This window comes from Paenibacillus sp. 01L418 (genome assembly GCF_056400045.1).
Map to the genome: position 1 here is coordinate 1 of NZ_JBFTSN010000185.1, position 11,739 is coordinate 11,739.

Sequence of the window (11,739 nt, forward strand, 5' to 3'; positions counted from 1 at the left end):
CCATCAGCATGTAAAACCCCGACCTTAAGAGGTCGGGGTTTTTGCTTGTAGGAATGTAATGTATCTTGATTGCTCCGCAATATAATCCCTTCAAACTTCTTAATTTAGCACTTTCATGGTTGTTCTGAACGTTTTTCTGAATGACTTTGTTTTGATCTATTTCCTATCCATAATATAACTAATGAGGTTATTGCAAAAAATACGGATAACCCCAGCAGTATGGCGAAAAAAGATTGATCAAAAGCTAAGCGCCCAGCCGCTTTCAACGCTTCGGATGCCTGAACAGGCAGCCCATCGGCAACCAACAGCGCTTCGTCCAGACTGTCTTTTACATTGGCAGGAACCTGAAATCCCTCGGGGATATTCATAGCGAGCGTATACACTAGACCAGAAATGCTTCCGATGATTGCAATTCCGGACGCCCCGCCGACTTCATAGGCCACTTCCTCAATTGAAGCCGCCATCCCCGCTTTTTCAGGTGGTGCATAACTCATGATCGAGTGAGAAGCTGCCGTCATTCCTGCTCCCAAGCCTGCTCCGAGGAGTGCTAGTCCAATCATTTGTCCAGCAAGGCCGGAATTAAATTGAAAGACATAAATCATCGTTCCCAAAGCGGCAATCAGAAGAGCGAGGCCTTTGATATATATCACATTATAGCGATGCAGTATCTTACCGATCAGCGGACCTGCAATAAGAGCCGCCGCCGGTACGCTTAGCGTGATCAGACCAGCTTGCAGTGGACTCATTTCTACCACTAATTGAAGTCGCTGAGTCACAATATACTGAACTCCGAGCTGTCCAAATAGACCGACTAAAGCTGTAATACAACCTGTCATAAAGGGAGATATTTTAAAGAGTGACAGGTCGAGCATTGGGTTTGGGCTTTTGAGCTGACGACGAATAAAGATAATCATTGCCACGATCCCGATAACGGCGGCAATAGCAGCAAGCATGGGGGACCCTTCGCGCTTTGCAAATTCTTTAATAGCAAAAACAATCGCCACCATGGAAATCATGATCTGAATGGAGCCGGTAAGATCCCACTTCGTATTCTTATTGCCTTCATGCTTCGGAACATATACCAGCGTCAAAACAAACGCTAAGATCGCGATTGGAACATTGATCAAAAAGGCGGCACCCCACCAAAAATGCTCCATAAGCAATCCGCCTACAAGGGGACCAATTCCAGCCCCTCCAGAAGCAATGGAACCCCAAATGCCGATCGCAAGTCCGAGCTCACGCGGGTCGGTAAATGTGACTCTGATGATGGATAATGTAGCAGGCATCATCATGGATGCCCCAACAGCAAGGAGTATCCGTCCTACTACCAACACAGATGGAGTTGGAGCAAAAGCGGCTAGGAGAGAAGTTGCCGTAAATACGAGCAATCCAAGGGCGAATATTTTTTTATGGCCGTAACGATCTCCGAGTGCCCCCATCGCCGGGAGCAGACCTGCCATAACAAGCGAATAACCGTTCAGAATCCATAATTTTTCCGATGCCGAAGCACCTAGGTCGTAAGTTAAGCTTGGCATAGCCGTATAAAGAATCGTCGCATCCATTACTATGAGCAAAAGAGCGCTTGAGACAACTGCCAGAACGATCCAACGATTGAAACGATACATCTTTCTTTCCCCTCCACGTCAAACTAATCTAATAACCTTCTGAATTAACTCTAAACTACAGGGTTACCCTATTGTCAAAGCCAATTTCGTTAGGTAAAATTTAGCGGTAATCCATGTATCGGTTTATGAGATTTTCAGACTCGGAGGAATATACAACATGTCCGATATTAACGGTCGTTATCTCACGATCAGCAAACTGGCGAGCATAAGCGGAGTTACAAAACATACCCTTCTTCACTATGACGAGATCGGGCTCTTAAAGCCTGAATTTATTCATGTAAATGGATATCGCTATTATTCTCATCGCCAATCCTATATTTTGGATATTATTAATGTGCTTAAGAAGGCTGGGAGCTCTCTTCAGGAAATCAAAGGTTTTATCCAGAACCGGAACACTTCGAGTCTCATCGAGTTGTTTAATCAAAAGCATCGTGAATTGGAATCAGAGCTGCTTCGAATTAAACGGATGCAAGATATTTTGCAAAATGCCACTCAAATGACGAAGACATCGATGGAGACGTTGCGGGACAATCCTTCTATAGAAGAATGTGAAATGGAGTATTTAATCGCGACGCCGCTCGAACAAGGGGACGAAGAGGAATTTGCTGTTAAGTTAAGTGAACATCGCAATTATTGTGAAAAACATTTTATCAATCACGAATTTCCGATCTGGGCGCTTATAAGCAAAGAAAGTTATGAATCCAGCACCTTTTCTTGGAGCCATGTAGCTAATAGGATTAAAGCGCCGATTTTGGGAGGCAGAATGCTAATCAAGCCCAAGGGCTTTTATGTTGTTATGGACCATAAAGGCTCTTACGAGAGTATTTCAGAGGCTTGCTCTATTATTAAAAAATACATTGAGCGCAAAGGATTGAAAGTATGCGGGAATGTGTACGTAATGGATTTGCTCAACTACTTCTCAGAGATGGATTCGGATAGTTATGTTGCTCGGGTCTCCGTTGAGGTTACTGATTAGAACATGCTTGCGAATTTTGCGCCTAATGACTTCGGGATGATATATAGTAAAAAAAATAGGCAACAATCTTTGAAGGATAGTTTTTGATCTTGTCGAACTGCTTAAAATAAGGAGGGCGGCTTAATGCGGATCGATGATTTTATTGGACATGTAGTCGTTGTAGAGTTAGACTCAACAGTTACCTATGAGGGTGTTCTTCTTGATGTTAAAGATCCTGAATTCACAGATTATGTAAAAGTAATTAATGCACAAAGTACGGATTGGTTGCCGAGGCAAGAAATTTATAAAATTGTTCCCGTTTATCCCAAACGCTTTATATCTGAGGAATGAAATTAGAATGCAAATAATAAGCCATTTTAGCAATGTTAACGAGGCTAAGATGGCTTTTTTATATCCAGAGTCATTAATTGAATAGTTGGACGACTTCCGTTTTTTTGACTGTAAACTGTAACTTTAGTTCGTCTGATTCGTGATTAGGGCAGGGGGGAGAAAATGAAGGGAAACCATCTGGATGATATTTACCAGCTTTATGTGCAGGATGTCTATCGCTACTTGCGCTCCCTCTGCTACGACCATCATACGGCAGAAGATTTGATGCAGGAGACCTTTTACCGGGCATATCTTTACTTGGAAAATTGTCAAGACGAGAAGATCAAGCCATGGTTATTCCGGGTTGCCTATAATGCTTATGTAGATTACAAGCGCAAGGAGAGCCGCACAACACTGCAGACCCCTGATTATTTTCAGCGTCTTGCAGATCATCATACCCCGGAGGATGAACTGTTGCGTCAGGAGCGTTGGAACGAAATCGGGCGGTCTTTATCCGGATTGCCGGAAAATCAGCAGCAGGCGATGCTGCTCATTGATTTTAACCAGCTTACGTATCAGGAGGCTGCAGACATTATGGATATCCGATTATCACATGTGAAGATTTTGCTGTTTCGAGCACGGCAAGCGGTACGGGGACAGGGTAGAAAGGAGGAGGGATCAGAATGAGTGAGGATTTCAAACGGAAGTTACAGGATTATGCTGAAGGCAAGCTCACTGATGAAGAGCGTGAGGAAGTAGAGCGTGAAATGGAGAAGATGGAGGTTTATCAAGCTTATTTGGAGGAAGTTGTGACACAGTCAGACCAGAAGCTTTCCCGTGAGGGGGAGGATGGACAGACGACGCGTAATCGCATACCTTCATTGAAAGAAGCCGTTATTATCCGACGTGGCAAATGGAAGGCGCGGGTGATGAATGTCTTTACGGTACTATCCGTCCTACTAGTGCTGACTGTGATTAGTATGATTATTACTGGTGTATTTTACGGGAGCGGCACGCCGGACCGGATGAAGGCTTACCGGGATGTTGTGGAGTCAGCAGTCGCTGTTTCCCACCCCAATCTGAAGGTCAATATGAATGGAACAGGCAATGCTTTTTTTACAATGGACTTTACAGGTAAGCTGAATAAAAGAGTTGGTGACGAAGAGATTGCTGTAGCAGATTTTTCGATGCGGTTTCTGTTGAATCTAGCCTCGGCTCCGCAGATTACTTGGCAGGGAAACATGATAGGGGGCAATAGTATTTTTTATCATCCCGATTATAAACCAGCAAATCAAAGCGAACAGCAGGAGACTAACCGCCGGGAAGAGGAGCGCTTTAACCATAATGAGTGGGTAAAGCTCGAGAAGCTCCCAGAGGGAACTGTGGCAGAAGCTTATCTATCATTGGACCGGTTATTCTCGACAGATGAGCTATTAAAGCAATTCGAGCATAAGAACATGGAGCCAGTCTGGTTCGCGGTGGATACCGGTCTTGATCCGAAGCAAGTTGATAGCGGCGGAGCCATTACAAATCCAGTGGGTTTTCCTTACTATCCGATCTGGCAATCTGATGATATGACGGTGGACTTCTACTCGGAAGAAAAGACAGGGTGGTTCGGAAAAGTGGTGTCCAGTGGTGGATCTTATCCATCACTCGAATCCTATGGAGACGGGGAAAAGAGGAATGGCTACTTCAAGAAAACCTTATACATGCTACAGAAAAATAAAGGTATTTCAACCAAAGTAGCTCCTTTTCTAGAGTTAGATCACACAATTGATTATGTTGAAAAAAATGGTGTAATGCTGTATGGAGCTGTTATTACCGGCCCGGTCAAAGAGCTGCTAAAGCTGCGTGAGGAGCCATGGGTCAGAGACATAAGGGTTGGTGAAGTACAGCTATGGAACTGGCAATCGCGCGAGTAGGGTAGAAGATGTTAAAAAAACAAGAAAGGAGAAGAACGATGAAACATCATCCAGTATCGTGAAGAGGATCACTACGGGCTTATTCAGACAGGACGATCTAGGCTGGTCGGCTCACTTTCTCTTACATATGGGTGATATGAAGCCATAGGAATCTAACAAAAAGATTGAAGGCTCTGCCGGGAGTAAATACCTGTGGCAGAGCCTTTATGTATTATAGGCTTAGTTGACAGCTGTTAACGTTGTCTCATTGGTATAAAGAAGAGCGGCAAGCATTGGATGAAGCTGGGCAAATCGAGACCGAATTCCTTTGGATAAACGAGGTGACCGCTGGTTCAGCGGGCGGGCAAATGAGGCTGTTCTGACGAACATTCGCTGAATATTGAATCACTTCTTCTTCTTTTTGAAAAAACCAAATAACACTGCAAAAATAATGACAACGATTAAGAAACCACTCAATGATAACGCCCCTTTTTTGGAATTATAGCACAATCTGCATGATTGATAGAAGTGAATAAAAGTCAGGATTGAAAATTGACTAGGGAGGAGGTGCTGCCTAATGGGAGCGCCGAGAATATTGCACTGTCCCGGCAGCAAGTGGAGCATGGCTGAGAGGATGTTCAAGGTGATTCGGGATTACCCGGAACAAGTCGCAAAAGCTGTTCATTGGACTCCGTATTCGAGACAGGAGTATGTTTATTCGCAAAAGTCTGCGGGAAATTGGACTCAATCAACCTGGATACGAACAGGTTCTGCCGTTTGCGAGGGTTGTGGAATGCGACGGAACAATCGCTCATGGTGTAACAACCTATTGCCTCTCCTCGAGACCCCAAAAACAAAAAAAGAAACCTCACGTTTTTAAAAAACGTGAGGTCCTCTACAATATGGAGAGGATTGCGGCAAAGGGCTGCAAGCCTCAAGTTTATATTTCAAAAGGGCTCACGAATGTAACTTAATCTTTGAAAATGAAGAGAAGATGATAGGGAAATTGCGTCTCGATTACAAAATGAAAGAGATACCGTCAACTCTCTTAGTCTCCTCTTAACAAAGCGAAGCTTAATATTTTCTCAATAGCGCCGGAAGCACGAAAGCATTGATCGTCTCATGCAAATGCTCGCTTGTGACAGCTTCCGAATGCTTGACCACATAGATACTCGCACTTTCTAACATACCGAGTAAGCAGGCAGCTGCGAGCTCGAAGTTCAGTTTGTTTAATTCCCCGTCATTATGCCCCTGGCGGAGGACTCCAGACAAGAAGACGATATAATTCTGCTTGATTACACCGATCCGCTCCAATATATCTGGCTCGATTCCGTTCGTAATCTCGTTAGAGATAATATGAATAAGCTCACCGTATTGTAAAAACAACTCGATATGCTTGCTAACGATTTTCCGGATTTGCTTATCGGCAGTCTCGTCTTCCTGCAGCACGTCCTCGATTTTCTCCATCAGCATTTGAAGTCCGTCCGTCACGATTCTCTCGAACAGCTCCCCTTTGCCCGAGAAATGATAGTAAAGCGTGCCCTTAGCTACGTTGGCTTCTTTGGCAATATCGTCCATGCTCGTCTTGTGATAACCGAATTCGGAAAAAAGTTTGATTGCGGCATCGATAATTTTATTTCTGCTCACCTTACTATCGGTCCCTTCCTAGGTATTGATTTTCCCTAGAGTATACCATATGTCGGGGAATTAACCGATTCTAAGCGTCCTTCTTCCTCCACCTGAGTGCTGCAAGCAAAGATAACCCGCTGACGATCCTTCTAAGCCTGACCATTCATATCCACTCTCAGCGGAGGTTAGCATCAAGTCTGCGGACTGCATGGCTTTGATATCCGGAAAATAGATTCTCGTCGGTACGTCGACACCGGCATCCTCATCCCACTCCATCTCGAAACGGTTGTGATTGCGATCATAGGAGTAGCTCAAGATTTTCCCGGCGACGGCTGCAGGAAAGCCGCGGCACACTCCGTTAAAGGAGCTGAACTGATCCATCTCTGGGTACAAATAACACCAGTAAATATCACCGCATAACAATCGTTCAAAGTTTTTCTGAACGTCAAGACACGCTTGTTCCGCCAGATGGGATTCGCCGTAAGCTCCCCATTCCCCGATGACCATCGGCATGTTCAGCCTGTTCTGGGTTTGTGCGTGATTGTCGAAAATTAAGTCAACACGACGGCTATTAGCAACGTGCACGTAATCGGAATCTGTAACCAAATCGTAGCCATGCGGCGCATACGCCTGCTGATCATCTAGTTGGCCGTTTGCCCCGACGACTGGTTGGATCGAACTGGTCACTCCTAGATTAGAAAAGTAATTCGTTTCAAGAAACAGAATTCGGTCAGGATCTGCTTCGCGAATGGCTTGACCCGTCTTCTGGAAAAAGGGAGAGAGCACATCCCGTTCGAAAATGACCTGCGCGGGTGCAGTCGCATGCATGACTTGGCGATAAACATCGATGGAATCCAGCAAACTTAGTGCCTGCAGCTTCTTCTCGGGATCGAGCCATGTGTTCAGTAGCTCTTCCATGTTAGGGGGGAGCTGTCCCGTTAGTTTTGCTGCCTGTTCTCCGTATGCAGCAAACATGCCTTGAACCATTTCCCCGACTTTGGAGCCGATGAAGGGTTCATTCATCATATCGTATCCGATGAGATTAGGCTCGTCGCGAAGCCTTTCGACAACGAAACGCCAAGCCGAAACGTAATGGTCCTGTAAGCCGACGCCATCGGAAGCAGGGGTGTTGTTCCAGAAGTGATCGAATGCGGTTTGAACTGCCCGGTCGAACAGATAGGCATCGCTCCAGAGATCGGTTCGGGCATACTCATGGTTGTCGGTCAATGTAGCCCATGCAGGGGCGCCGTCCGCGTATAGCGAGCTATACAAATCTTGGTGCATATCGAGAATGACGTACAGGCCGAATTGATCGGCCAACCGTATCATCTTCTGGACGTTATCTATATATTGGCAATTGAATTGTCCTGGCGACGGTTCGATTCCGTCCCAGATAATTCCCAGCCGGATGACGTTGAATCCCCATTGTTTTAATTTTAGAAAATCCGTCTGTGTCCAATCATCGATATATCCTTTTTCGTTCTCCTTACAAACCATGCTTATGCCGTGAAGAATGACTTGGCGTCCTTGAGCATCAATGAAACGAGAGCCTTTTGTTGTCATGTTTTTCATATGAATTCCTCCCTTATTTAGAATTGTACTGACTAGTCAGTTTAATCTTAAAGGGTGGATACCGGGAATGTCAATCTGAAATTGAAAGAGAGGTTATTAGTTACGGCTCGGCTTGGCGTTAATCGGCCTATTGAAGTTCTACTGATGAGAACGGCTCCTCATTAGCCGGAATGATCGTATAACTATCCTTGTCTAGATCAATCTCGACGATTGTACCGTCTGCGTACGTGCTGCGTTGTTTGCGCCAATTACTTCCTTCAATAAATTCGTGACTCATCATCTCAAGAACCCCTACAAGCTGATGAAGCCTAGCTAGCGTCCGGACGATCGGAATCTCTTTCTCTGCAGGTTGGATCGACAGATAAGGGACGCCGGCATTCAACAAACCATGAAGTGATCCGAGATCGGTCTCTGGGATTCCCCAGTCTCCTCTATTCAAAGACCAAGGTACAATGATCGCATCATGATAGACAAGGGAAAATAAAGGGGTTGAAACGCCGATGCTTTTACCGCCTCCAGGGTCCGGATCAAGCGCATAGGGAGCATGATGGACGAGATCCAGCGCAGGTAATGCCCAATCTGCGGGCTCCTCCGAGCTGACCAGCATCCCTCTAGAGCGGATTTCCTCAAAACAGGAGGCACGGTAAGCCAAGCATTCTGTTCTGGTCATCCGATGCCCCGGATCATAGCATTCATCCCCAGGCACTACGGCGAAAACATCGATGTAAACGCCATTCGGGTGGATACCGTTTTCTTGCAGCAGATCGTGATTGCGCTCAACATAGCCTTTGGACAAACTTGTACAAAGCCAGCTATGGGCGCCTCCTGCCCAGTAGTCAGAAAATTCCTGCTTTCCTTTCCTATCCTTAATCGTCAGATTAGGGTCGTAGGAAGCGGCATCGTGATAGTAGTCGCGGTAATTGTCGTGCAGCGCAAGTAGAATCTGTTCCGCTCGGCAAACCTCTTGAAGCTTTCGGAATCCTTCCCATCCGCCACCTTTAGGGGTTGGCGGGAGGACGTCAGGATGAAGATTGTCGTAGCCATTAAGCCCCCACCCATCCACGTGGACATAGAGCTTACCGGCATATTTTTGTTTGAGCGCTGTGAGCTGTCGGGCCCGCTCTTCGAAGGATACGGCATAGTCGTTCAGCTCGGGATTTTCCTTATCAAAATAATAAGAGTTCGGTGCAATGCGAGTATGCACGCTCGTGTGTACGATGGCCGAGCCAATTAATGCAGATAGTTGTGGATTCTGCACTTGCTTCTCTGTTAATGTGCGTAATTTTCCTAGGCTGCGTACATATTGGCGATACAGCTTAGCCATTACGACATAGCTCATATCTTTCGCGAAGCGGATACGTAGTCTCCGCGCAGCGCTGAAGCGCTCAAGCGAATGAATCCATACGACTTCTGCATGCGTGTGCACAAGTGGAATATGCTCTATGGACAATCGTGCGTCTTCCGGCGTGTCGATGATGGATAGATAGCCATTCCCATCTTTAACCTGCCCCCACCACGGCATATAGGCATCCCTGCTGAACATGATTCCTTGATGATATCTACGGATAGGCTGCGGCCAATTTCCCGGAATTAAGTAGCCTTGCATGGCCGGCACGACCGTATAATCACTCTCGCGAGCACTGGCGAATTGGAAAGTACCAGGCCAGACGACTTCGCATACGTCTTTACATTCGCTAACTTCAAGCACTTCAAACACGAGTTCGCCGTGATGCGTGTTCATCAGAACGGTAACAACCGTTTGAATCCCGCTGGCAATCCCGTCTTCGGAAGAATGATTAAGCTGGATGCGGACGCCTTGGAAGTAGCCCGACACGATCGGTGAGAAACTTTTGTTCTCAGCCTGACTAAGAGGGATTTGAACTCGACCAGTATCCTCGAATCCTAATGCCATACTCGCGGCCTCGGGAACGGTTTCCCACGTGGTGTCTCCTGTATCCACGCGCAGAATTAGACTTCTCTTGTCTAGCGAAACCTTCATGCCGTTGTTTTCCATCATGAATAACTGCTCCGTATTTTGGATGGTCATATCACTGTTCCTTTCTAAAATAGATGGTGATGCCCCTTAATCTATCACTTAAAGGGGGAATCAACTATATCGCTTTATTAAGATCATTACGAAAAAATGGTGCTATAGGGTTGTTCGGTTAAAAATTTGAAAGGAATATGAATAATTGAATATCGTGCTTATGCATTTTCGAGTGCCAGATTAAATTATGAATGTTGTGTCTGAATATGCTCTTGATTAGCATGACAGTATGGGGAAATCAATCGTATATGGAGGTCGTTGGATGAGCGTAATATCAGGCAAGGAACCCCCCGTTGCACATGCATCGCAAAGCTGGGATGCCAGCACTCGGTCACTGAATTACGATTATAACGGCAGTCGCTTACTGTCGATGAGCATTCCAGAGGGGATAAAGCCGTATTATCGGGAAGTATCGAACGGCAATATCCAAAGCAGCCCGTTGGTCCAGCAGCTCTACTTGGCATTGGATAAACCAGCTGCGGTCAAAGTCATGGTTTATTTGAGTAAAGAAGCGATAAACATGAGGCCGAATCGTGCTGTGAGAGGGCAAGCCATACTTGGACAGGTAGGCAAACCGCTGCTCTCTGGGGTTAATGGCTTGTACGATGTTCTACAGGATTTATTGATCGATTGGCACGGAGCAGGATGGAAGTGGACAAAATCGCGCTTAGAGCAGAATGAAGATGGGAACTGGCAAGCTGAACTCGAAATAGAAGGTGGCTTACAGCCTTGGATCGTCAATTTACGAATGCACTATTACCGGATGCATCTTCATTACGAGTACCATAAGCCTTGGCAATGGCGTCCGCAATTGCAGCCGATTACCGGCTGGAGTTCATGGGAGGCATTCGCACAGCAGGTAACCGGGGAAGATATTGAACGTACGGCTTCGTTTTTGGAAACGCACTTCAAGCCTTATGGTCTGACTCACATGCAGATTGATGACGGGTTTCAGCGTGAGGCTATTCCGCCAGAGAGAGATGGCATCGTTGCTGACGCTTGGCTACAGACGAACGCACGCTTTCCAGACGGACATGATGGTATAATTTCCAGCATCGTGGGGCGAGATTTTCAGGCGGGCATATGGACGAGCGCGATGGTCACGAATCCTGAGTTTGTCGCTGCGCATCGCGACCGTTTCGAGCGGGATATCAACGGCGATCCGCTATATGGACAATGGATTGAATACGTGATCAAGGCAGTGCCAGAAACGTTTGCAGAGCAGGTTGCGCCACTGTACAAGGGATTGAAGGAAATAGGCTATAGCTATTTCAAAACAGATCAAATTCGTCACTATCTATACGAAGGCTTGCACAAGGCTGTCCATGAAGGATGTATTACGAGCGAAGAGGCATCTCGCAGCTTGCGAGCTTATCTCCAATGTGCGCGAGAGCAGCTCGGGGAGGATGCATATTTCCTAGCATGCTGGGGCGTGTTAACAGAAGCGGTCGGAATCGTCGATGCTTGTAGAATTGCAGGGGATTCCAATGCGAGCTGGACAGCGATTTGCAAGCAAATGGTGGAGACAGCAAGGTGGTATCATACGCAGCGAATTTTGTTCTTGAACGATCCTGATTACATTTGCGTGCGAACAGAGAAAGACTGGGGGCAAACGCTTCTTTCGCTCGTATCGCTAACAGGCGGCTTGATGATTATTAGCGATAATACAGACCTGTACGA

The 11,739-nt window shown here is 46.2% G+C and carries 10 protein-coding genes; 6 read left to right on the forward strand and 4 right to left on the reverse strand.

What is annotated here, in order from left to right; all coding sequences use genetic code 11:
- Positions 1-113: 113 nt before the first annotated feature.
- Positions 114-1,625: an MFS transporter gene (locus AC1DSE_RS20220; protein WP_477508928.1), complete on the reverse strand. Its 1,512-nt coding sequence runs from the start codon at positions 1,623-1,625 to the stop codon at positions 114-116.
- Positions 1,626-1,782: 157 nt separating this feature from the next.
- Between AC1DSE_RS20220 and AC1DSE_RS20225 the strand changes: the two genes are divergently transcribed.
- The 5 genes from AC1DSE_RS20225 (at position 1,783) to AC1DSE_RS20245 (ending at position 5,194) form a co-directional block, all read left to right on the forward strand.
- A complete protein-coding gene (locus tag AC1DSE_RS20225) occupies positions 1,783-2,601 on the forward strand; it encodes a MerR family transcriptional regulator (protein WP_477508927.1) in 819 nt (272 codons plus the stop codon).
- 123 nt (positions 2,602-2,724) lie between these two features.
- On the forward strand, positions 2,725-2,931 hold the full coding sequence (locus AC1DSE_RS20230) for a hypothetical protein (RefSeq protein WP_076267682.1): 207 nt from the start codon (positions 2,725-2,727) through the stop codon (positions 2,929-2,931).
- A gap of 162 nt (positions 2,932-3,093) precedes the next feature.
- Positions 3,094-3,597, forward strand: a complete 504-nt coding sequence (locus tag AC1DSE_RS20235; protein ID WP_477508926.1) for a sigma-70 family RNA polymerase sigma factor — start codon at positions 3,094-3,096, stop codon at positions 3,595-3,597.
- A complete protein-coding gene (locus AC1DSE_RS20240) occupies positions 3,594-4,832 on the forward strand; it encodes an anti-sigma factor (protein ID WP_477508925.1) in 1,239 nt (412 codons plus the stop codon). The genes AC1DSE_RS20235 and AC1DSE_RS20240 overlap by 4 nt, the downstream gene beginning before the upstream one ends.
- Positions 4,833-5,071: 239 nt before the next feature.
- On the forward strand, positions 5,072-5,194 hold the full coding sequence (locus AC1DSE_RS20245; RefSeq protein WP_477508924.1) for a hypothetical protein: 123 nt from the start codon (positions 5,072-5,074) through the stop codon (positions 5,192-5,194).
- A 691-nt stretch (positions 5,195-5,885) separates the two neighbouring features.
- Here AC1DSE_RS20245 and AC1DSE_RS20250 read toward each other — a convergent pair.
- The 3 genes from AC1DSE_RS20250 to AC1DSE_RS20260 all read right to left on the reverse strand — a co-directional run bounded on the left by AC1DSE_RS20250 (position 5,886) and on the right by AC1DSE_RS20260 (position 10,059).
- Positions 5,886-6,458 (reverse strand): TetR/AcrR family transcriptional regulator, encoded by a 573-nt coding sequence (locus AC1DSE_RS20250; RefSeq protein ID WP_477508923.1) that lies wholly within the window; start codon positions 6,456-6,458, stop codon positions 5,886-5,888.
- A gap of 60 nt (positions 6,459-6,518) precedes the next feature.
- A complete protein-coding gene (locus AC1DSE_RS20255; RefSeq protein ID WP_477508922.1) occupies positions 6,519-8,012 on the reverse strand; it encodes a cellulase family glycosylhydrolase in 1,494 nt (497 codons plus the stop codon).
- Between the two features lie 127 nt (positions 8,013-8,139).
- Positions 8,140-10,059, reverse strand: coding sequence for a DUF6259 domain-containing protein (locus AC1DSE_RS20260; protein ID WP_477508921.1), 1,920 nt, complete (start codon positions 10,057-10,059; stop codon positions 8,140-8,142).
- 262 nt (positions 10,060-10,321) lie between these two features.
- Between AC1DSE_RS20260 and AC1DSE_RS20265 the strand changes: the two genes are divergently transcribed.
- Positions 10,322-11,739: alpha-amylase family protein (locus AC1DSE_RS20265; protein WP_477528091.1), on the forward strand; the 1,418-nt coding region annotated here is incomplete at its 3' end.

Excerpts from the sequence above, each read along its gene's own strand:
- AC1DSE_RS20240 (WP_477508925.1), top strand. The coding sequence starts at position 3,594 with ATGAGTGAGGATTTCAAACGGAAGTTACAGGATTATGCTGAAGGCAAG.
- AC1DSE_RS20260 (WP_477508921.1), bottom strand. The coding sequence starts at position 10,059 with ATGACCATCCAAAATACGGAGCAGTTATTCATGATGGAAAACAACGGC.
- AC1DSE_RS20235 (WP_477508926.1), top strand. The coding sequence starts at position 3,094 with ATGAAGGGAAACCATCTGGATGATATTTACCAGCTTTATGTGCAGGAT.
- AC1DSE_RS20230 (WP_076267682.1), top strand. The coding sequence starts at position 2,725 with ATGCGGATCGATGATTTTATTGGACATGTAGTCGTTGTAGAGTTAGAC.
- AC1DSE_RS20220 (WP_477508928.1), bottom strand. The coding sequence starts at position 1,625 with ATGTATCGTTTCAATCGTTGGATCGTTCTGGCAGTTGTCTCAAGCGCT.
- AC1DSE_RS20225 (WP_477508927.1), top strand. The coding sequence starts at position 1,783 with ATGTCCGATATTAACGGTCGTTATCTCACGATCAGCAAACTGGCGAGC.
- AC1DSE_RS20255 (WP_477508922.1), bottom strand. The coding sequence starts at position 8,012 with ATGAAAAACATGACAACAAAAGGCTCTCGTTTCATTGATGCTCAAGGA.